This is a genomic window from Endobacter medicaginis (genome assembly GCF_014192375.1).
GTDB classification, from domain to species: domain Bacteria; phylum Pseudomonadota; class Alphaproteobacteria; order Acetobacterales; family Acetobacteraceae; genus Endobacter; species Endobacter medicaginis.
The window spans coordinates 311,318-331,263 of record NZ_JACHXV010000001.1 but is presented as its reverse complement, the minus strand read 5'-3'; the positions used below and the strand labels follow the sequence as shown (position 1 = coordinate 331,263).

Here is a 19,946-nt window from a genome sequence, read left to right as displayed (position 1 = left end):
AGCCGACGACCCGCCGTTTGGGAATCCGCCCGGCCGCCACTCGACGCCGCTGCCATGCCGCGCCATCGTGGCGGCATGATGGCGACCCAGACCGGCCCGGACGGCATCGAACGCTGCGCCTGGTGCCTCGCCGACGCGGAGTATATCGCCTATCATGATACCGAGTGGGGCCACCCTGTCGCCGATGATACGCGCCTGTTCGAGATGCTGTCCCTGGAGGGTTTCCAGGCCGGGCTGAGCTGGCGCACGATCCTCGCCAAGCGGGAGAATTTCCGCGCTGCCTTCGCAGGCTTCGATCCGGCGCGTGTCGCGGCCTTCACCGAGACCGACATCGCCCGCCTGCTCGCCGACCGCGGCATCGTGCGCCATCGCGGCAAGATCGAGGCGGTGATCGGCAATGCGCGGCTGCTGCCCGCGCTGCGGCACGAGTCCGGGTCACTCGCAGCGCATGTCTGGTCGATCGCCGATGCGGCCGCCTTGTCGAAGGACCTGCGCCGTCGCGGCTGGCGCTTCGTCGGCCCGACCACGATGGTCGCGTTCCTCCAGGCCGCCGGCATCGTCAACGATCATGCGCCGGGCTGTGCCTGCCGTGCCGATTGCGACGCCGCGCGGGCGATGTTCATCCCGCCAGCCAGGCGCAGTACGCCCTCCACGCAGGCGTATGCGCGAACATCATGAACAGTTGGCCGGAGCCCATCGCCGCGAGACCGCCGATCGGCCAGACGGGATGGATCCGACGGCGCGTGACCAGATCGAAGACGATGCCGCTCAGCATCACCACCGGCATGGCGGCCATGGCATAGAGCACCGGCAAATGATGGTGGATCAGGATCCGGCCCACGGCCGGCGCCGTCAGCAGCCCCCAGCTCAACGCCATCAGTCGCTTGTGGACCGCCGAGCGCCGCCGCCACGCCATCGCCAACCCGACCAGCGCGACCAGGCCCGGGAGCGACTGCAGGTTGAGCGCGAACAACAGCCACGGCGGTATGGTGAAATGCACGGACGGGTCGTGGGCGGCGACGCGAAGGGTCTGGATGCCGAGGGCGACGGCCAGCACCACCATCGCCGGCAACAGCACCGCGGCGGCCCAGCCGAGACGCCTGTGCAGCGCACGGTTTCCGCCCGCGATCAATGCTGGCTGCGCGACGCCCAGCAGCACCCAGCTCGTGAACACGGCACCGTGGACATGCGCGAGCAGGCCAAGCGCCGTCGAGTCCGGCGGCGCGAGCCAGCGACTGAGGAAATAGGTTGGCGAGAAGCCGATGAAGATGACGATCGCGCTGGCCAGCGCGAGGCCGGTGAAATAGACCCGCTCGGCCGACCACGCGCCGCGTGCAGCGACCGCACGGACGGCAGTCCCGTCAGCACTCATGCCTGCGTCGCGCAGCAAGGCGACGGTCCCGCGCCGCGGGGCAGGAGCGGATGGAAGCCGGGGTGGCGGCGCGGCCTGGATCATCCGATGCTCCTGCTGGCGAAGCTCTGCTGGAATTGCAGCAGTTCCTTCGTGTTGAGATCCGACACCGCCCAGTAACCCAGGCCGCCCTGCGCCCAGTGCACGAGGTTGAAGCCGTCGTCATGGCGGACACTGACCCCGCTCGGCGCATCACCCGAAAACGGCCAGACGAACAGATTGATGCTGTGCAGACGCCGATGATAGACGATCGCCGCGACCGTGCGGCCATCGACATAGTCGAGCCGCCCGCCGGCAAGCGGAAACCCGTCCGCCGACAGTTCCGGCACCGCGGGCGCGAAATCGATCCGCCCGTTGAACCATGGCTTGACCAGATGCTGGTCGGAGGTCTGCACATCGGTCAGGTGCCCGGCCAGCAGCGAGCGCACGTGATCGGCGACCAGCTCGGAGGGCAGCGCGTCGGCGCCCGGCTGACGCGACGGCCATGCCAGCATCAGCGCGATGCCGGCTGCAAGCCCGCCCAGCGCGCCCGTCGCGGTGCCGACCCAGCCCCGCTGCAGCGACGGCGCCGGCGGCAGCGGGGCGATCGCCTGCCCGATGGCCCTGCCAAGCGATTCCGGAGCCGGATAGCGCACGCCCGCACGTGCGATTCGTGCCCGTAGCGCGGTGATGCGCTCATACTCCGCCGCACAGCCCTCGCAGCTCCGCAGATGCGTCTCGATCGCCAGCGTGTTCGCCGCGTCTAGCTCGCCGTCGGACAGACCGTGCAGCAGCAGCAGCCTGTCAGGACACGCGCTCATCGCCCCACCCCCGCCCGCAACGGGCCCTCGGGCAGCAGCAGTTCGGCCAGCAGGCTGCGCGCACGCGACAGGCGCGACATCACGGTGCCGATCGGAACACAGGTCAGCTCGGCAATCTCCTTGTAGGACAGCTCATCGAGTTCGCGCAGGATCAGCGTCTCGCGGAACGGCTCCGGCAGGCTGGCGATGGTCTGCCGCAGCAGCGTCGCCTCGTCCCTCTCGGCGACAACGACCTCCGGATGACGCAGTTCGACCGGCTCCGAGCCCCCGTACGGCTCGCTTGTGGCCGCGTCGCGATCCGGCAGCGAGGCAAGGAAGCAGTTGCGCACGATCTGCAGCAGCCACGGCCGCGCCGCCTCGCCCCGCCAGGTGTCGAAGCTGCGAAAGGCGCGCAGGAACGCATCCTGGGTGATGTCCTCTGCGCGGTAGGGATCGCGACTGAGGAAGCGGGCGTAATTATAGGCGGCATCGAGATGCGGCAGCATGATCTCGCGGAAGCGGTCCGCCCGCGCGGTCGCCTGCGGCTTCGGCGCGTCAGCCGAAAACGCAAGGCGTGGCCTCAGCAGACGCGATCGCTCGATCTTGCGCATCTCTCCCCGTCCGCTTCGCCGGCCATGGTCGTACACCACACTGCCAGACAGATCGGCGGGAGCGGCATTTTATTCCCGGAGCGCAAGGAGGTCAGATGCTCACCCAGGCCAGCACGAGCAACGTGGCAAGGGTGCAGGCGTGCAGCAGACAATGCAGGGTGTTCGGCGCCATGCCGTTGCGCTGCGGCAGGAACGACGCCGTGCGGCCGAACAGCCGCCGGTAGCGGGCGGCACGCGCGGGTTCGGCCTCGACCAGATAGGGCGACCACCAGGCGCGGATCTCGCCGGCAAACAGCAGACCGTAGCTGACCCACAGCCAGCAGCGCAGCCAGGGCGGAAACCCGACCTTGGCAAAATATGCGCTCGCCACCAGGCCGATCGTCCACGGCGCCGCCTGGATCAAGGTCGTGCGGGCGAGCTTCGCCGTGCCGTCCTCTGCCCGCACCGCGGCCACATCGTTGAGCGGCGGCACCGGCACCCAGTCATGCAGCCAAAGGAACAGCACCTGCAGGCCCTGCAATGCGATCAGCAGATCGACCACGTCTCCCCCCAACGAAAAAGGGCGGCCCCTCGGGGCCGCCCTTTCACCATAGGCACAGACAGCGATGGACGGTCAGGCCGCCATGCCGCGCAGCACGTACTGCAGGATGCCGCCATGCTTGTAGTAGTCGACCTCGTCGAGCGTATCGACGCGGCAGAGCAGCGGCACTTCGGTCACCGAACCGTCGGCGCGGGTGATCTTCATCGTCACCGTCATGCGCGGGGTGATGGTTTCCAGACCCGGCAGGTCGATGATCTCGTCGCCGACCAGGCCGAGGGTCTGGCGGTTGGTGCCTTCCTCGAACAGCAGCGGCAGCACGCCCATGCCGACCAGGTTCGAGCGGTGGATGCGCTCGAAGCTCTCGGCGATCACCGCGCGGATGCCGAGCAGCAGGGTGCCCTTCGCCGCCCAGTCGCGCGACGAGCCCATGCCGTATTCCTTGCCGCCGAACACCACCAGCGGGGTGCCTTCCGCCTTGTAGCGGGTGGCGATGTCGTAGATCGGTGCGACGTCGCCCGACGGGTAGTGCTTGGAGATGCCGCCTTCGACGCCCGGCACCATCTCGTTCTTGATGCGGATGTTGGCGAAGGTGCCGCGCATCATCACTTCATGGTTGCCGCGACGCGAGCCGTAGGAGTTGAAGTCCAGCGGCTGCACCTGATGCTCGAGCAGGTATTCGCCGGCGGGCGAGACCTTCTTGATCGAGCCGGCGGGCGAGATGTGGTCGGTGGTGATGTTGTCGCCCAGCAGTGCCAGCACGCGCGCGCCGAGAATGTCGCCGCGCGGCGCCGGCGTCATGGTGATGCCCTCGAAATAGGGCGGGTTCTGCACGTAGGTGGAGCCGGAGTTCCACTTGTAGGTCTCGGAACCCGTCTCGACCTTGAGCGCCTGCCACTCCGGCGTGCCGAGGGCCACCTTGGAATAACGGTCGATGAACTGCTCGCGCGAGATCGACGACGCGATCAGGTCGGCGATCTCCTTGTTGGTCGGCCAGATGTCGCGCAGATAGACCGGCTTGCCGTCCTTCGACGTGCCGAGTGCGACGGTGGTGATGTCCTCGCGGATGTTGCCCAGCAGCGAGTAGGCGACCACCAGCGGCGGGGATGCGAGATAGTTGGCGCGCACGTTGGGGCTGATGCGGCCTTCGAAATTGCGGTTGCCCGACAGTACCGACACCGCGACCAGCTTGTTGTTCTCGATCGCGTCGACGATCTCGTCACGCAGCGGGCCGGAATTGCCGATGCAGGTGGTGCAGCCGTAGCCGACCGTGTTGAACCCCATCGCGTCGAGGTCCTGGGACAGGTTCGAGCGGTCGAGATACTCGGTGACCACCTGGCTGCCCGGGGCGAGCGAGGTCTTGACCCACGGCTTCGGCGTCAGCCCCAGGGCGCGCGCCTTGCGGGCGACGAGACCGGCGGCGATCAGCACGGCCGGGTTGGAGGTGTTGGTGCACGAGGTGATCGCGGCGATCACCACGTCGCCATGGGTGATCTCGTAATTGGTCCCCGAGACCGGCGCGGTCTTGCCGGCATCGTTGGCGGGCACGCCGAGGCTGCCGGTCAGCTCCTTGAGGAAGGCAGAGGCGGCGTCCTTCAGCGCGACGCGGTCCTGCGGACGCTTCGGGCCGGCGAGCGAGGGCTCGACGGTGGACAGGTCGAGCTCGAGCGTGTCGGTGAACACCGGCTCGGGGCTGTTTTCATCGCGGAACATGCCCTGCGCCTTGAGATAGGCCTCGGTCAGCTTCACGCGGTGCTCGTCGCGACCGGTCTGGCGCAGGTAGTCGAGGGTGAGCGCATCGACCGGGAAGAAACCGCAGGTCGCGCCGTATTCGGGCGCCATGTTGCCGATGGTGGAGCGGTCGGCGACGGGCAGGTGATCGAGGGCGGGCCCGAAGAACTCGACGAACTTGCCGACCACGCCCTTCTTGCGCAGCATCTGGGTGACGGTCAGCACCAGGTCGGTGGCGGTCGCCCCCTCGGGCAGCTTGCCGGTCAGGCGGAAGCCGATCACGTCGGGGATCAGCATGGCGATCGGCTGGCCGAGCATCGCCGCCTCGGCCTCGATGCCGCCCACGCCCCAGCCGAGCACGCCCATGCCGTTGACCATCGTGGTGTGGCTGTCGGTGCCGTAAAGCGTGTCAGGATACGCGAAGGTCTCGCCGGCCACGGTGCCGGTCCAGACGGCCTGGGCGATGTATTCGAGGTTCACCTGATGGCAGATGCCCGCACCCGGCGGGACGACGCGGAAGTTCTCGAACGCCTCCTGGCCCCAGCGCAGGAACGCATAGCGCTCGCCGTTGCGCTCGAACTCGATCTCGACGTTCTTCTGCAGCGCGTCCGGCGTGCCGGCGACATCCACCATCACCGAGTGGTCGATGACCAGGTCGACCGGCACCAGCGGGTTGACCTTCTGCGGGTCGCCGTCGAGGCTCTTGATGCCGTCGCGCATCGCGGCGAGATCGACCACCGCCGGAACGCCGGTGAAATCCTGCATCAGGATGCGCGCGGGCTTGAACGGCACCTCCTCGGTGCTGCGGCCCTTCTCCAGCCAGCGGAACACCGCCTCGGCGTCCTTGACACTGTAGGAACGCCCGTCCTCGAAGCGCAGCACGTTTTCCAGCAGCACCTTGAGGCTGACAGGCAGGCGGGACACGTCGCCGATCGTCGCAGCCGCTTCGGGGATGGAGAAATAGTGGTAGGTCTTGCCATCCACATCGAGCGTCTTGCGGGTCTTGAGGCTGTCGTGTCCGACCGATTTCATCTGGCTGTCTCCCTTCCGCCCAGGCAGGGCGGCTGTCGTTTGTCTGCGCGCCGCGACCGATCTGCCCACCCGCGTGCGCCCGGCCGGCAAAATGGTCAAGTCAGTTAACTTGGCGCCGAACATAGTCTCCCCGGTGCCAGAGGCAAGCCACCAGTGACGTACAGGTTAGCGTTGCGAGACGTTTGCATCTGGCGCGGCGGCTTGCCGGTGATCGAGCATCTCGACCTCGATCTCGAGGCCGGCGGTGCGCTGCTGCTGTCGGGGTGCAACGGCGCCGGCAAGACCACCCTGCTGCGCACGCTGGCCGGCCTGCTGCGGCCCCGCTCCGGCACGATCCGTCTCGGTGGCGAAACGCTCGCCGATGCCCCGCCGCGCGGCTGGCTCGGCCATGCCGACGCGCTCAAGCCGGCGCTGACCGCGTGCGAGAACCTCGCCTTCGCCGCCTGCCACCATCGCGACCGCAACGCCGCGATCGAGGCCGCCCTGGCCAGGCTCGATCTCGCCGCCCTCGCCGAGATGCCGGCGCGAATGCTCTCGGCCGGCCAGCGCCGCCGGCTCGCTCTGGCCCGCCTCAGCCTGTCGCCAGCGCGGCTGTGGCTGCTCGACGAGCCCAGCGTCGGGCTCGATGCGGTCTCCGTCGCACGGCTCGGCGCGCTGCTGGCGGATCACCGCGCCGCTGGCGGAATGATCGTCGCCTCCAGCCATGTCGCGCTGCCGCTGCCGGGCGCGGCCGGGCTCGTGCTCGGATGAGGCGCCTGTTCGCCGCCGCGATCGTGCGCGAGCTTCGCCTGGCCCTCCGCCATGCGGGCGACAGCCTCGCGGCGGTGCTGTTCTTCGCCCTCGCCGCGGCCCTGTTTCCGCTCGCCCTCGGCCCCGGCCCGGCGTTGCTGGCACGAATGGCGACCGGCACCGTCTGGGTGCTGGCGCTGCTCGCCGCCCTGCTGCCGCTCGAACGCCTCTACGGCGCGGACCACGAGGATGGCGGGCTCGACGAACTGCTCGCCGCCGGCCTGCCGGCACCGGCCATCGCGGCGGCCAAGATGCTCACCCACTGGCTCGCCTGCGGGGTGCCGGTGATCGCGGCCTCGGTGCCGGTGCAGGTGATGCTGGGCGCCGCCCCGACGCCGGTCGGGCTGGCCGCCCTCGCCCTCGGCACGCTGTGCCTGTCGCTGATCGGCGGGGTGGCGGCCTGCGTGTCGCTGGGCGCGCGGCGCGGAACGCTGCTGCTGCCGCTGCTCGCCCTGCCACTGGCGACCGCGCCGCTGATCTTCGGCGCCGCGGCGGCGGATGCCGCCCGGCTGGGGCTGGACGCGACATCCGATCTCGCGCTGCTGGCCGCCTTCCTCTGCGCGGCCCTGCCGGTCTGCCCGCTCGCCGCCGGGCTGGCATTGCGCGAGGGCTGAGACAAATCTAGGGCGGTCCGACGAGATCGCCGATGATCCGCATCAGCTCGCTCATCACGAACGGCTTGTCGATGATGGCGGCGAACAGCTCGGGGCTCTGCTGGGCGAGCGCGCGCTGCGCGCCGGTCATCAGCACCACCGGTATGCGCCGGGCACCCGCGGCGGCACGCTCCTCCAGGGCACTGGCCAGTTCCATGCCGTTCATGACCGGCATCATGTAGTCGGTGATCACCAGATCGGGCCGCTCGCGGATCACCGCTTCCAGCCCCAGCCGGCCGTTCGGCGCCGTGACCACCAGGTAGCCGGCATCCTCCAGCGCGAAGGCGACCACGTCCGCGACGAGATATTCATCATCGACAACGAGAATCGTGGTCATCCGCGCCCGACCCCCATCCGGGACTCAGAGCGCCGCGGTGGTGACGAGACGCAGCCCGTCCGAGGCGATCTGCAACTCGCGCTGCTGGGGGTCATAGTGGCTGTCGCGCATCTTCTGCACGCGCAGGATGCGGCGCAGCACGCCGCCGCGATCATCGAAATGCACGCTGAGCAGATTGTCGCAGGACGAATAGATCTGGCTCGACCATAGCCCGCCCTGGGCACCGGAGGCGGCATCGGTGGAAATCACCGCGGTCGATGTCGAACCGGTCATGTCCGGCGTCTCCCAGGTCGTCAGCACCGTCACGCCGCGCTGCCGCAGCACTGAGGTGAGTGCAAAGAAGAACTCGACGACGCGCCCGGGGTTTGATGCAATTCGGAACAGGGCACCGGCGGAATCGATCACAATGCGCTTGATGCCGTAGTCGAACACCGCGGTGAGGATCTCGTGGCCGATCGCGTCGATCGAGCGCACCGCCAGGCCGCAATGCAGGAAGCGCAGCGCGCCGCTGCCGGCGAGCCGCGCGATCGGCAGGCCCACCGCCTCCCCCTTGCGCACCAGCCGCACCGGGGGTTCGAAGAATCCCACCATCAGCCCGGGCTCCGCCAGCGTGCTGCCGGCCAGGAAACACAAACTGGCCAGCGTCTTGCCGCCGCCGGAGGGGCTGGCGATCAGCGTGCCGGAGCCGCAGGGCAGACCGCCGCCAAGCAGATGGTCGAACCCCTCGATCGCGACGTTCACCCGCGGGGTCCGCCGGTCGGCGGCAAGCTCGGCGGTGAGCTCCTCGGGCGTCGGATTGCTCATCTCGGCGGCCTCGGGCGAGAAGCCGAGCAACGCCTCGAGCCGCGGATGCACCACCACCCCATCGGCGCCGATCTCGAACTCGTGCCGCCCGCCGATGGCGGCCGTGCCGCGCGTCTTGCGCAGGGTCAGCCAGCGCGACGAGCGCGCCACCCCGATCTGTTCGGCGAGTTCGACCACCCCGTCGACCATGGTGTGCTCGGGGCTGCCGTCATCGAGCAGCGCGGAGGTCAGGAACAGCACCCCGCAGCCGGCGAACGCCGCATGGCCCTGCAACTCGGCGACGAACATCTTGGTGTCGAGCGCGGTCTCGGCCGCCCCGCGCGCGGTCAGCAACCCGTCGACCAGCATCAGCGTGGCGCGATGGCGGATGATCTCGCGACGCAGCAGGGCCACCACGGCGGCCAGGCCGCCGGAGCGCAGCGTATCGAAGGCGCTGACATACTGGATGTCGACGCCGACCCGCTCGCGGTCGAAGAAGCTCAGCGTCGAGAGGAACTGGAACAGCCGCTCGTGCGGCTCGGCGAGCACGGTCGCGCACAGCACCCGGCCGCCCTGGCTCGCGTGATGAAAGGCGATCTGGTTGGCGAGGATGGTCTTCCCCGAACCGGGGCGCCCCTGGATGATGATCGAGGTGCCTTCGATCAGCCCGCCGCCGACCAGTACGTCGAAACCCGGGATACCCGTGCGCAATCTGGGAAGCGGTGCCTGCTGCATGGCGCACAAGCTAGCCCGGACGGTCACATCTTGAGTAGAGGCCGGATGGACAGCACGCCGCCGCTCACGCGATAAGCATCGCAATGTCAGAACCGACCCCCGCCCCGGCCCGCCCCGAGCCGCTGCCGCGCAGCGCCTACGGCTTCACCATCGAGGTACCCACCGCCTATACCGACCAGGACACCAACGGCCATATCAACAACACCGCGTATTACCGCTTCGCCGACACGGTGATCGCGCTGTTCAGGATGCGCCACGATCTGCTCGCCGAGGCACGCACCATGGTGACGGTGGAGAATGGCGCGCGCTATCTCAGCGAGACGCATTTTCCGGACGTGCTGACCGTCGGATTGCGGGTCGACCGGCTGGGCCGGAGTTCGCTGACCTACCGGATCGGGATCTTCCAGGCCGGCTCGGACCGACCGGCGGCGGAGATCACCTCCGCCCAGGTCTGGATCGATACCGTGACCCGCCGCCCGGTCGCGATCGACGGCGCGATGCGGCAGGCGCTCGAAGCGGCGATGTGAAGGTGGGGGCACGAAGCCCCCACCCCCCTCAGATGTAGTGCTCGGCGAGCGGTGCGAAGCCGTTGAAGCTTTGCGCCGCATAGGTGCTGACATAGGCACCGGTGCTGAGCAGGTCGACCAGGTCGCCCGAGCGCAGGGCGAGCGGCAGGCGATAGTTCGCGCGCTCGTACATGATGTCGGCGCCGTCGCAGGTCGGGCCGGCGATGGCCACCGGGCCGGTCTCGGCGCCCGTCTCGTCGTGCGCGGTCGCGATGCGATACCTGATCGACTCGCCCTCGGTCTCGGCCAGGCCGCCGAAGCGGCCGATGTCGAGATACACCCAGCGCACCGGGTTGTCCGCACCGCGCCGGCTGACCAACACCACCTCCGAACGCACCAGCCCCGCATCGGCGACGATGAAACGGCCCGGCTCGACGATCATCTCCGGCAGGTCGTTGCCGAAATGCTCGGTCATCGCGTGCATGATCGCACGGCCGAAATCGTCGATCCCGGGCACCTCGTCGCGATAGCGCACCGGGAAGCCGCCGCCGAGATTGACCATGCGCAGGTCGATCCCTGCCTCGGCCAGATCGGTGAACAGCATCGCCACCCGGCCGATCGCCGCCTCGTAGGGCGCGGTGCCGGTCTGCTGGCTGCCGACATGGAACGACAGCCCGTACGGGTCGAGGCCCAGCTCGCGGGCCCGCACCATCAGGTCGCGCGCATGATCCAGCGTGGTGCCGAACTTGCGCGACAGCGGCCACTCCGCACCCTCGTTCTCGACCAGCAGGCGGCAATAGACCCGCGCGCCGGGCGCGTTCTCGGCCAGCTTGTCGAGCTCCTCGGCGGAGTCGAAGGCGAACATCGGCACGCCGGCGGCGAACGCGCGACGGATCGCCGACACCTTCTTGATGGTGTTGCCGAAGCTGATCTTCGACGCCTCGGCGCCCGCCTCGAGGCACATCTCGATCTCCTCGATCGAGGCGGCATCGAAATACGAACCCAGCGCGGTCAGCCGCGACAGGATCGGGGCGGCCGGATTGGCTTTCACGGCATAGTAGATGCGCGCCAGCGGCAGCGCGTCGGCCAGCGCGCCGTAGCGCGCGGCGACGCGATCGACGTCGACGACGAGGCATGGCGTCGCAGGATTCTGCTCAGCCAGGAACTTCGCGATCTTGGGAGTCATCGCGCCCTTCCTTTCCCACGAAACATCCGCCTGTTGAGGCGACGGATGAGAGTTGCGAAACGGTCCAACGAACCAGCGACCAAGGCTTGCGTCCCTTGCGGGGACCCGAGTGCCAGAACGCTTGACGTCGTTGCGTAACCACTTGGGGCCAGAGGCACGTGCGTTGCTGCGTAGGGGGCGCATATGAGGCCATCGCCCCCCTGGTGCAACAGAAATCTTGCGGCCTTGTGCGATTTCTTTCCCACTGCACAGGGAACCGAACGCAACCGTTTTGTTCTAACAGTGCGACGATGGCCGAGCCTGGCGGATCGACGCGGTTTCGTGGGCGGAGAGCGAGTGGATGTCCGACGCAACGCAGGCGACCGCAGGCGGTCCGATGACCGTTCCGGCCGACCAGCATCTCGAACCCGAAGAGATCGAACGCGCCCTCGGCCGTGATGCCGAACGCCCGCTCGCCATCCCGCTCGCCGGCTGGAAGCAGGTCGGCAAGCGCACCGTCGCCGAGATGATGTCGGACCAGATGGGGCTGGCCGCTGCTGGCTGCGCCTTCTATGCGACGCTGGCGCTGTTCCCGGCCATCTCGACGCTGATCTCGCTCTATGGGTTGGTGTTCGACCCGGCCACGGTCGAGCCGCAGCTTCGTGCGCTGCAACGGCTGCTGCCGGGGGTTGCGTACACAATGATCACCGATCGTGTACACGAGCTGGTCAGCCGGCCGCGCGGCAGCCTGACGATCGGGCTGATCGTGTCGATTGCCATCGCCCTGTGGTCCACCTCGGCCAGCACCAAGGCGATCCTGTCAGCGCTCAACATCGCCTACGACCAGAAGGAGAGCCGCGGCTTCGTCCGCTTCCAGGCCACCGCGCTGGCGATGACGCTGTGCGCGATCCTTGGCGCGATCATGACCATCAGCCTGCTGATCTTCCTGCCGGCGGCGGTGCAGTTCCTGCCCGAGCGGCTGGGCCTGACCTGGGTGAACGACCAGCTCAAATGGATGCTGTCACTGGCCACCCCGGTGGCGCTGATCGTGTTTGTCTCGCTCGCCTTCACGCTGCTGTATCGTTACGGCCCCTCACGTGCCCCGGCGCGCTGGCCATGGATTGCCCCGGGTGTCACGCTGGCAACGGCGCTGTGGCTGATCGCTTCATGGGGATTTTCGTTCTATGTCAGCCACTTCGCGTCGTATGACGCGACCTACGGGCCGCTCGGCGCGGTGGCGGCGATCATGATGTGGTTCTTCGTCACCGCCTTCGTGGTGCTGCTCGGCGCGGAGCTGAATTCGGAGCTGGAGCTCCAGACCCGGCGCGACAGCACCACCCGACCCGAAGCCCCGCCCGGCGAACGCGGCGCCTTCGTCGCCGACCACGTGGCGCAGGGCTGAGGCGGCCTAGTCCGCGGCCGGCAGACCCATCGCCGCGCCCTCGGGGGCGGGCTGGGGGCCGGAGACGCCGTCCGGCGCATCGGCGACCTCGACCGGGTCCTGGCCAGGCTCGAGGCGGGTGAGCTTCACGGCCGCACGGCCGGACGAGACGAAGCCGAGCCGCGAGGCGGCACCGCGCGACAGGTCGATGATCGAGTTGGGGTGCTTCGGCTCGCGGTCGTTGACGGTGACGACCACGCTGTCGCCGGTGGTGGTGTTGGTGACCAGCAGCCGGGTACCCAGCGGCAGGCTGGGATGGGCAGCGGTCATCAGCGCGGGGTTGAAGACCGCGCCGCTGCTGGTGCGGCGGCCCTTGTGCCAGCTTCCATACCAGGTGGCGACGCCATGCTCGGTCCAGGACGCGACCGCGCGCACCTTGCCGCGGATGCTGTGCAGGCGCTGCTGCCATGCCGCGCCGACACGATCGGCCAGGCTGTGAGGCTGCGCATCGCCGACAGGGGACGCCACGGCAGCAGTGGCCGGAAGAGACCGGCCATCCGGGCCGATCGAGGCCAGCCAGGCCGGACGGACGGGTTGATGACCGTCATCGATGGCCGTCATGTCCGTGGACACCGAGGCAGCCCGCGCAGAGGCAAGGGAACCCGCCGAAACCGACATCGCCGCGACCCCCACCGGGAGCACAAGGGCCAAGCCTAGACGCCGCAAACCGGAGCGAAAACACGAAGGGGCCGAGGTATCGGTCAGAAGCTGCACAAATCCGGTCCGCTCTCCTGTGATCTCGCGAAAATGAACGATCACATTCTCAAGATCAAGCGAAACCTTGTTTCGTAATCAGGGTTATATCGAGTTTTTCTTATTTTGCGTTGCAGCATCGAGGATTTTGCCGACCGACCTCGCAGCGACGTTACTGGCCACGGGACCGCCGGGATTGCAACCCCCGGCCGGGCGATTCCTCCGACCCCCACGCCTCTTGGACGTGAAGCATCGGGCGTGCTAACCGCCCGGCCATGCGCCCGCTCGTCGCCGTCTTCAACGGCCCCAACCTCAACATGCTCGGACTGCGCCAGCCGGCGGTCTACGGCCATGCGACGCTCGACGATGTCGAGCAGCTCTGCGCGCAGGCGGCCGAGCGCGCCGGACTGGCGATCGATTTCCGCCAGACCAACGGCGAGGGCGAGCTCGTGTCGTGGGTGCATGAGTGCCGCGGCCGGGCGCGCGGCATCGTCATCAACCCGGGGGCCTATTCGCACACCTCCATCGCGCTGCTCGACGCGCTGCTGGCGGTCGAGCTGCCGGTGATCGAGGTACACATCTCCAACATCCACCGGCGCGAGGATTTCCGCCATCATTCCTATGTCTCGCGCGCCGCGGTGGGGGTGATCTGCGGCCTGGGCATCCGCGGCTACGACTTGGCCCTCTCCGCGATGGCCGATCTGCTGGACGACGCCGGACATTGAGAAGCGGGGCGAACCCGCTACAAGGGCAGACGAGAAACAAGACATGACGAGGGACGCAAGAGACATGAGCCGACTGCCGGTGGACGCCGAGGCGATACGCTCGCTGGCCAAGATCCTGACCGAGACCGGTCTGACCGAGATCGAGATTGCGGAGAAGGATTCGCGCATCCGCGTCGTCCGCGCGCCCGCCGCCATCGCCCCCGCCACCTATGCCGCGCCCGTTGCCGCGGCCACACCCGCCGCGGCCCACCCGGCGGCCGGGACGCCGGTCTCGGTAACGCCGGCCACGGCGGATCTGTCGAAGCATCCCGGCGCCGTGACCTCGCCGATGGTCGGCGTGGCCTATCTCTCGCCCGAGCCCGGCGCCGCACCCTTTGCCTCGATGGGCCAGCCGGTCACTGCCGGGCAGACCCTGCTGCTGATCGAGGCGATGAAGACCTTCAACCAGATCAAGGCGCCGAAGGCCGGCACGCTGACCCAGTTCCTCGTCGCCTCGGGCGATCCGGTCGAGTTCGGCGAAGTGCTGGCGGTGATCGAGTAAGCCGCTCATCATGTTCAACAAGATCCTGATCGCCAATCGCGGCGAGATCTCGCTGCGGGTGCTGCGCGCCTGCCGCGAGCTGGGCATCCGCACCGTCGCTGTGCATTCCACGGCGGATGCGGACGCGATGCATGTCCGCCTCGCAGACGAGAGCGTCTGTATCGGCCCGCCGGCCTCGCGCGACTCCTATCTCAACGTGCCGGCGATCCTGACCGCGGCGATGATCACCGGCGCGGACGCGATCCATCCCGGCTACGGATTCCTTTCCGAGAACGCCTCCTTTGCCGAGGCGGTCGAGGCGCACGGGCTGACCTTCATCGGTCCCTCGCCCGAGCATATCCGCATGATGGGCGACAAGATCACCGCCAAGACGGCGATGGCCTCGCTCGGCGTGCCGCTGGTGCCCGGCTCCGACGGGGCACTTGCCGATATCGACGCGGCGCGGGTGGTGGCCGAGCGCGTCGGCTACCCGGTGCTGATCAAGGCCGCCGCCGGCGGCGGCGGACGCGGCATGAAGGTGGCGCAGACGGCCGACGAACTGGAAGAAGCCTGGCGCGTCGCCCGCACCGAGGCCAAGGCTGCGTTCGGCAATGACGAGGTCTATCTGGAGAAATATCTCGACAAGCCCCGCCATATCGAACTGCAGATCCTCGCCGACACCCATGGCGGCGTGGTGCATTTCGGCGAGCGCGACTGCTCGCTGCAGCGTCGCCACCAGAAACTGCTCGAGGAGGCCGGCTCGCCCGCGCTCACGCCTGCGCAGCGCGAGGAGATCGGCGAGATCGCCACCGCGGCGCTGAGGAAGCTGGGCTACCGCAATGCCGGCACGCTGGAGTTCCTCTACCAGGACGGGCAGTTCTGCTTCATCGAGATGAACACCCGCCTGCAGGTCGAGCATCCGGTGACGGAGATGGTCTGCGATGTCGACTTGGTGCGTGAACAGATCCGCATCGCCGCCGGCCAGGCGCTCGGCTACGGCCAGTCCGACATCCGCTTCGAGGGCCACGCCATCGAATGCCGGATCAACGCCGAAGACCCCGAGACCTTCATGCCCACCCCGGGCCAGATCAGCGTGTTTCACCCGCCCGGGGGCCTGGGCGTGCGCATCGACAGCGCGATCTACACCGGCTATCGGGTGCCGCCCTATTACGACAGCATGATCGCCAAGCTGATCGTGCATGCGCCCACCCGCGAGGCGGCGATCGCGCGCATGCAGCGTGCGCTGGACGAGTTCGTCATCGAAGGTGTGAAGACGGTGATCCCGCTGCACCGGAAGATCCTCGCCGACGCGCAGTTCCGGTCGGGGGACTATACCATCCACTGGCTCGAGAAGTTCGTGGCGGAGCAGAACAAGGGCTGAAGGCCTTCTTTTTCTGAAGAAAAAGAAGCAAAAAGACTTTTATCCGTCAGGTGACAGTGCGTTGGCGGCCCCTGGACCGAAAACGGATAAAAGTTTTTTGGTTCTTTTTTACAGAAAAGAACGCTCCTTTCTTCCCAGCCACAACTTTACCGTCAGGGCTCCCTCCAGTGCGAGCGGCGGGCTGCTTTCAAGCCCCGCCTCCGTGAACCACGCGCCGATCTGGGCATCGGAAAACCCGAGCCACTGATGCGCGTGGCGCTCGCGCAGCGCCTCGCTGCGATGGGTGGCGAAATCCACCACCAGCAGTCGCCCCTCCTCCGCCAGACCGCGCGCGGCCTCGGCGATCGCCGCGCCCGGATGCTGCGCATAGTGCAGCACCTGGTGCATCACCACCGTGTCGAAGGCGGCGGGCGGGATCGGCAGCGCATACATGTCGCCCTGGCGCAGATCGAGGGCCGGCAGCTTGGCCCGAGCTAGACGCAGCATCGCCGGTGACCGGTCGAATCCGGTCGCCGAGGCGGCCAGCGGGCCGAGCAGTTCCAGCATCCGCCCCGTCCCGGTGCCGATATCGAGCAGCCGCCCGATCGGCGCGCCGGACAGCCTCTCGACGATCGCCGCCTCGACCTGCGCCTCCGGCACCTGCAGCGAGCGCAGCGCGTCCCAGTGCGGCGCCTGGCGGTCGAAGTAGCTGTCGGCCTCCTCGACCCGGATAGCCCGGATCGCTTCCAGCCGGGCACGGTCATCAGCCAGAACCGGGTCGGCGGGCTCGGCATCGAGGATTGCATAGACCGGCTTTGCCGCCTGGGTCGGGGCGAGGAAAGTCCATGCCCCTTCCCGCCGGCGCGCCAGCAGCCCCGCGGAATCGAGGATCTTCACATGACGCGACACGCGCGGCTGGCTCTGGCCGAGCGACTGCGCCAGCTCGCCCACCGAGAGCTCCATCACCCGCAGCAGGGCAAGGATGCGCAGGCGCGACGGATCGGCGACGGCATTGAACAATTCGAGGGCGTGGTTCACCGATGTGACATATAAACATGTGCTTATGTCTGCAAGCGCAATATACGACACATAAAGATATGCTTATATTCTGATTTTCATTGACTCGCACCGTGCCCCGGTTTCATCTGCGCCGCTCAGGGCCGAAGCAGGCCTGTTCGTCACCGCAGATCGAGACAGCACGATGAGTTCGACTTCGAATATCCAGGTCGCCACCCTGGGCTTCCCGCGCATCGGCCCGAAGCGCGAGCTCAAGGCGGCGCTCGAGTCCTTCTGGTCCGGTAAGAGCGACGCCGGCGCGCTGATCGCCACCGCGCGCACCCTGCGCAGCGATTCGTGGCAGCGCCAGGCCTCGCTCGGCGCCGACCTGCTGCCGGTCGGCGATTTCGCCCTCTATGACCAGGTGCTCGACACCTCGGTGCTGCTCGGCGTGGTCCCCGAGGGGCTGGACGCGTATTTCGCCACCGCCCGCGGCAGCCGCACCCAGCCGGCCGCCGAGATGACCAAGTGGTTCGACACCAACTACCACTACATCGTGCCGGAGCTGTCGCCGGAGCAGAACTTCGCGTTGCATCCGCAGGGTCTGCTCGACGCGCTTGCCGCCGCCGAGGAGGCGGGCGTGACCCCGCGCCCGGTGGTGATCGGCCCGGTGACCTATCTGCTGCTCGCCAAGTCGCACACCGAGGGCTTCGACCCGATCCGCCTCCTCGACCGCCTGATCCCGGTCTACCAGCAGCTTTTCGCCCGTCTCGCAGAGGCCGGCGCCGAATGGGTGCAGATCGACGAGCCCGCCCTGGTGCTCGACCTCTCCGACGCCGCCCGCACCGCCTACCGCACCGCCTACGCCGCCTTTGCCGACGCACCGGTCAAGCTGATGCTGACCAGTTATTTCGGCGCGCTGGGCGACAATACCGATCTCGCCCTATCGCTCCCCGTCGCCGGCCTGCATGTGGACCTGGTGCGTGCGCCCGAGCAGCTCGACGCGGTGCTCGCCGGCGCGCGCGCCGATCTGTTGCTGTCGCTCGGCGTGATCGACGGCCGCAACATCTGGCGCGCCGACCTCGCCGCGATCCTCAACCGCATCGAGCCGGTGGTGGCCGCGCGCGGTTCGGTGGTGATCGCGCCGTCCTGCTCGCTGCTGCACAGCCCGATCGATCTCGACCGCGAGACCGAGTTCGATGACGAGCTGCGTTCCTGGCTCGCCTTCGCGGTGCAGAAGATCTCCGAGCTCAACATCCTTGCCCGCGCCCTGCGCGAGGGCCGCGAGGCGGTCGCCGCCGAGCTCGACGCCGCCACGGCCGCCCTCGACACCCGCCGCCGCTCGCCGCGCATCGACCGCGCCGATGTCCGTGCCCGCGCGTCGGATCCCGATCCGGCCCTGCTGCGTCGCGGCTCGGAGTTCGCCGAGCGCCAGCGCGCGCAGCGCGAGCGCCTCAAGCTGCCGGCCTTCCCGACCACCACCATCGGCTCGTTCCCGCAGACCGAGCAGGTGCGGAAGGCTCGTGCCGACCACACCGCCGGCCGTATCGACGACGCCGCCTACGAGCAGTTCCTGCGCGAGGAGACGGCCCGCACCGTCGCCTGGCAGGAGAAGGTCGGGCTCGACGCGCTGGTGCATGGTGAGTTCGAGCGTAACGACATGGTGCAGTATTTCGGTGAGCAGCTCGACGGCTTCGCCTTCACGCGTCATGGCTGGGTGCAGTCCTACGGCTCGCGCTGCGTGCGTCCGCCGATCATCTATGGCGATGTCGCTCGGCCCGCGCCGATGACCGTCGAGTGGTGGCGCTATGCGCAGTCGCTGACAGCCAAGCCGATGAAGGGCATGCTCACCGGCCCGGTGACGATCCTGAACTGGTCGTTCGTGCGCAACGACCAGCCGCGCCAGCGCACCTGCCGCCAGATCGCGTTCGCGATCCGCGACGAGGTGCTCGATCTCGAGGCGGCCGGCGCGCCGATGATCCAGATCGACGAGGCGGCCCTGCGCGAGGGCCTGCCGCTGCGCCGCAGCGAGTGGGACGCGTATCTGGAGTGGGCGGTGGCGTGCTTCCGCATCGCGGCCTCCGGTGTGGCCGACACCACGCAGATCCACACCCACATGTGCTACTCGGAGTTCAACGACATCATCGCCGCGATCGGGGCGATGGATGCCGACGTGATCTCGATCGAGACGGCGCGGTCGAAGATGGAGCTGCTGGAGGCGTTCCGCAGCCATGGCTACCCGGCCGAGATCGGCCCGGGCGTGTATGATATCCACTCGCCGCGCGTGCCGGCGGTCGAGGACATGACCGAGCTGCTGGAGCTGGCCACCAAGCGCCTGTCGCCTGATCAGCTCTGGGTGAACCCCGATTGCGGTCTGAAGACCCGCAAATGGCCGGAAGTGGAGCCGGCGATCGTCGCCATGGTCGAGGCCGCGCGCCGCCTGCGCGAGACGGTCAAGACGCCGGCGCCGTCGAACGCTGGCTGATCCGAAAGGCGCCGGGCGGCAAGGCCCGGCGCCTTTTTCGTCTCTACGGGCCGGCCCGGCTATTCGTCGTAGCTGACGAGCGCGTCCACGGGTACGCCGAGTTTGTCGCGGCCGCCGAGGAAATTCAGCTCGATGGTCACCGCAGCCGAGACCACCTCGGCCCCCACCTGCTGAAGCAGGCTGATCGCCGCCGCCATGGTCCCGCCGGTCGCGAGCAGGTCGTCGAGCACGACCACGCGCTGTCCCGGGCGCACCGCGTCCTGCTGGATTTCCAGCCGGTCGGAGCCGTATTCGAGCTCGTAATCGAGCCCGACGGTCGGCCCCGGCAGCTTGCCGGGCTTGCGGATCATGGTGAAACCCAGCCCCAGCCGGCTGGCGAGCGGTGCAGCGAGCAGGAAGCCGCGCGATTCGATGCCGGCCAGCAGCTCCGGACGACGCGGGGTGAGCGCGCGGGTCATGCGCGCAATCGCGATCTGCCATGCATCCGCGTCACGCAGCAGCGTCGAGATGTCATAGAACAGGATGCCGGGCTTCGGAAAATCCGGAACGCTGCGGATATGCGCCTTGAGGTCGATCCCGTCGGCACGCGGCAGGCTGTCCATCGGCGGGTCTCCTGATGGGTTGGATGTCGAAAATCGGGGGCGGAAGGGCTCTAG

Annotated in this window: 20 protein-coding genes; 9 read left to right on the top strand and 11 right to left on the bottom strand. The window is 68.3% G+C overall.

All coding sequences use genetic code 11. From position 1 onward, the window contains the following. Positions 1-54 precede the first annotated feature (54 nt). The gene (locus tag FHR90_RS01500; protein ID WP_246329945.1) at positions 55-678 is read left to right on the top strand and encodes a DNA-3-methyladenine glycosylase I; all 624 of its coding nucleotides are present in this window, start codon (positions 55-57) and stop codon (positions 676-678) included. Here FHR90_RS01500 and FHR90_RS01495 read toward each other — a convergent pair. The 5 genes from FHR90_RS01495 to acnA all read right to left on the bottom strand — a co-directional run bounded on the left by FHR90_RS01495 (position 620) and on the right by acnA (position 6,102). After that, positions 620-1,456, bottom strand: coding sequence for a hypothetical protein (locus tag FHR90_RS01495; RefSeq protein ID WP_183274628.1), 837 nt, complete (start codon positions 1,454-1,456; stop codon positions 620-622). The genes FHR90_RS01500 and FHR90_RS01495 overlap by 59 nt on opposite strands. Next, positions 1,453-2,211 carry an anti-sigma factor family protein gene (locus tag FHR90_RS01490; RefSeq protein WP_183274627.1) on the bottom strand — a complete coding sequence of 253 codons (759 nt, stop codon included), beginning with the start codon at positions 2,209-2,211 and terminating at the stop codon, positions 1,453-1,455. The genes FHR90_RS01495 and FHR90_RS01490 overlap by 4 nt, the downstream gene beginning before the upstream one ends. Continuing rightward, on the bottom strand, positions 2,208-2,801 hold the full coding sequence (locus tag FHR90_RS01485) for a sigma-70 family RNA polymerase sigma factor (protein WP_176624742.1): 594 nt from the start codon (positions 2,799-2,801) through the stop codon (positions 2,208-2,210). The genes FHR90_RS01490 and FHR90_RS01485 overlap by 4 nt, the downstream gene beginning before the upstream one ends. A gap of 91 nt (positions 2,802-2,892) precedes the next feature. After that, positions 2,893-3,342: a hypothetical protein gene (locus tag FHR90_RS01480; protein ID WP_176624740.1), complete on the bottom strand. Its 450-nt coding sequence runs from the start codon at positions 3,340-3,342 to the stop codon at positions 2,893-2,895. A 72-nt stretch (positions 3,343-3,414) separates the two neighbouring features. Next, positions 3,415-6,102, bottom strand: coding sequence for an aconitate hydratase AcnA (gene acnA, locus FHR90_RS01475; protein WP_176624738.1), 2,688 nt, complete (start codon positions 6,100-6,102; stop codon positions 3,415-3,417). Between the two features lie 153 nt (positions 6,103-6,255). Here acnA and ccmA point away from each other — a divergent pair, with 153 nt between their 5' ends. Both ccmA and ccmB read left to right on the top strand, forming a co-directional pair. Continuing rightward, a complete protein-coding gene (ccmA, locus tag FHR90_RS01470) occupies positions 6,256-6,852 on the top strand; it encodes a heme ABC exporter ATP-binding protein CcmA (protein ID WP_266152607.1) in 597 nt (198 codons plus the stop codon). Further along, complete coding sequence (gene ccmB, locus FHR90_RS01465) at positions 6,849-7,505, top strand: heme exporter protein CcmB (RefSeq protein WP_183274625.1); 657 nt, start codon at positions 6,849-6,851, stop codon at positions 7,503-7,505. The genes ccmA and ccmB overlap by 4 nt, the downstream gene beginning before the upstream one ends. Positions 7,506-7,512: 7 nt before the next feature. On the opposite strand, the gene FHR90_RS01460 is transcribed toward ccmB, so the two are convergent. Together FHR90_RS01460 and FHR90_RS01455 are read right to left on the bottom strand one after the other, a co-directional pair. After that, a complete protein-coding gene (locus FHR90_RS01460; RefSeq protein WP_176624468.1) occupies positions 7,513-7,881 on the bottom strand; it encodes a response regulator in 369 nt (122 codons plus the stop codon). A gap of 24 nt (positions 7,882-7,905) precedes the next feature. Further along, a complete protein-coding gene (locus FHR90_RS01455) occupies positions 7,906-9,399 on the bottom strand; it encodes an RAD55 family ATPase (RefSeq protein WP_176624466.1) in 1,494 nt (497 codons plus the stop codon). A gap of 83 nt (positions 9,400-9,482) precedes the next feature. Here FHR90_RS01455 and FHR90_RS01450 point away from each other — a divergent pair, with 83 nt between their 5' ends. After that, a complete protein-coding gene (locus FHR90_RS01450; protein WP_176624464.1) occupies positions 9,483-9,926 on the top strand; it encodes an acyl-CoA thioesterase in 444 nt (147 codons plus the stop codon). A gap of 28 nt (positions 9,927-9,954) precedes the next feature. Here the strand turns inward: FHR90_RS01450 and FHR90_RS01445 are convergent, their stop codons facing one another. Continuing rightward, positions 9,955-11,091, bottom strand: coding sequence for a type III PLP-dependent enzyme (locus FHR90_RS01445; RefSeq protein ID WP_176624462.1), 1,137 nt, complete (start codon positions 11,089-11,091; stop codon positions 9,955-9,957). 340 nt (positions 11,092-11,431) lie between these two features. On the opposite strand from FHR90_RS01445, the gene FHR90_RS01440 reads away from it, so the two are divergent. Then, entirely contained in the window at positions 11,432-12,472 is a 1,041-nt protein-coding gene (locus FHR90_RS01440) for a YihY/virulence factor BrkB family protein (protein WP_176624460.1), read from the top strand. Between the two features lie 6 nt (positions 12,473-12,478). Here FHR90_RS01440 and FHR90_RS01435 read toward each other — a convergent pair whose 3' ends face one another. Beyond that, on the bottom strand, positions 12,479-13,072 hold the full coding sequence (locus FHR90_RS01435) for a septal ring lytic transglycosylase RlpA family protein (protein ID WP_183274624.1): 594 nt from the start codon (positions 13,070-13,072) through the stop codon (positions 12,479-12,481). Between the two features lie 407 nt (positions 13,073-13,479). Between FHR90_RS01435 and aroQ the strand changes: the two genes are divergently transcribed. The 3 genes from aroQ to accC all read left to right on the top strand — a co-directional run bounded on the left by aroQ (position 13,480) and on the right by accC (position 15,830). Then, positions 13,480-13,929, top strand: a complete 450-nt coding sequence (aroQ, locus tag FHR90_RS01430; protein WP_176624181.1) for a type II 3-dehydroquinate dehydratase — start codon at positions 13,480-13,482, stop codon at positions 13,927-13,929. A 64-nt stretch (positions 13,930-13,993) separates the two neighbouring features. Beyond that, positions 13,994-14,470: an acetyl-CoA carboxylase biotin carboxyl carrier protein gene (locus tag FHR90_RS01425; RefSeq protein ID WP_176624179.1), complete on the top strand. Its 477-nt coding sequence runs from the start codon at positions 13,994-13,996 to the stop codon at positions 14,468-14,470. A gap of 10 nt (positions 14,471-14,480) precedes the next feature. Next, entirely contained in the window at positions 14,481-15,830 is a 1,350-nt protein-coding gene (gene accC, locus FHR90_RS01420; protein WP_176624177.1) for an acetyl-CoA carboxylase biotin carboxylase subunit, read from the top strand. 108 nt (positions 15,831-15,938) lie between these two features. On the opposite strand, the gene FHR90_RS01415 is transcribed toward accC, so the two are convergent. Beyond that, positions 15,939-16,847 carry an ArsR/SmtB family transcription factor gene (locus tag FHR90_RS01415; protein ID WP_176624175.1) on the bottom strand — a complete coding sequence of 303 codons (909 nt, stop codon included), beginning with the start codon at positions 16,845-16,847 and terminating at the stop codon, positions 15,939-15,941. A 181-nt stretch (positions 16,848-17,028) separates the two neighbouring features. On the opposite strand from FHR90_RS01415, the gene metE reads away from it, so the two are divergent. Beyond that, on the top strand, positions 17,029-19,290 hold the full coding sequence (metE, locus tag FHR90_RS01410; RefSeq protein WP_338082143.1) for a 5-methyltetrahydropteroyltriglutamate--homocysteine S-methyltransferase: 2,262 nt from the start codon (positions 17,029-17,031) through the stop codon (positions 19,288-19,290). A 59-nt stretch (positions 19,291-19,349) separates the two neighbouring features. Here metE and FHR90_RS01405 read toward each other — a convergent pair whose 3' ends face one another. Further along, on the bottom strand, positions 19,350-19,865 hold the full coding sequence (locus FHR90_RS01405) for an adenine phosphoribosyltransferase (RefSeq protein ID WP_176625647.1): 516 nt from the start codon (positions 19,863-19,865) through the stop codon (positions 19,350-19,352). Positions 19,866-19,946 lie beyond the last annotated feature (81 nt).

Coding starts and splice junctions, on each gene's coding strand:
- FHR90_RS01500 (WP_246329945.1), top strand. CDS start 55: ATGCCGCGCCATCGTGGCGGCATGATGGCGACCCAGACCGGCCCGGAC.
- FHR90_RS01495 (WP_183274628.1), bottom strand. CDS start 1,456: ATGATCCAGGCCGCGCCGCCACCCCGGCTTCCATCCGCTCCTGCCCCG.
- FHR90_RS01490 (WP_183274627.1), bottom strand. CDS start 2,211: ATGAGCGCGTGTCCTGACAGGCTGCTGCTGCTGCACGGTCTGTCCGAC.
- FHR90_RS01485 (WP_176624742.1), bottom strand. CDS start 2,801: ATGCGCAAGATCGAGCGATCGCGTCTGCTGAGGCCACGCCTTGCGTTT.
- acnA (WP_176624738.1), bottom strand. CDS start 6,102: ATGAAATCGGTCGGACACGACAGCCTCAAGACCCGCAAGACGCTCGAT.
- ccmB (WP_183274625.1), top strand. CDS start 6,849: ATGAGGCGCCTGTTCGCCGCCGCGATCGTGCGCGAGCTTCGCCTGGCC.
- FHR90_RS01460 (WP_176624468.1), bottom strand. CDS start 7,881: ATGACCACGATTCTCGTTGTCGATGATGAATATCTCGTCGCGGACGTG.
- FHR90_RS01455 (WP_176624466.1), bottom strand. CDS start 9,399: ATGCAGCAGGCACCGCTTCCCAGATTGCGCACGGGTATCCCGGGTTTC.
- FHR90_RS01450 (WP_176624464.1), top strand. CDS start 9,483: ATGTCAGAACCGACCCCCGCCCCGGCCCGCCCCGAGCCGCTGCCGCGC.
- FHR90_RS01445 (WP_176624462.1), bottom strand. CDS start 11,091: ATGACTCCCAAGATCGCGAAGTTCCTGGCTGAGCAGAATCCTGCGACG.
- FHR90_RS01440 (WP_176624460.1), top strand. CDS start 11,432: ATGTCCGACGCAACGCAGGCGACCGCAGGCGGTCCGATGACCGTTCCG.
- FHR90_RS01435 (WP_183274624.1), bottom strand. CDS start 13,072: ATGACGGCCATCGATGACGGTCATCAACCCGTCCGTCCGGCCTGGCTG.
- aroQ (WP_176624181.1), top strand. CDS start 13,480: ATGCGCCCGCTCGTCGCCGTCTTCAACGGCCCCAACCTCAACATGCTC.
- FHR90_RS01425 (WP_176624179.1), top strand. CDS start 13,994: ATGAGCCGACTGCCGGTGGACGCCGAGGCGATACGCTCGCTGGCCAAG.
- accC (WP_176624177.1), top strand. CDS start 14,481: ATGTTCAACAAGATCCTGATCGCCAATCGCGGCGAGATCTCGCTGCGG.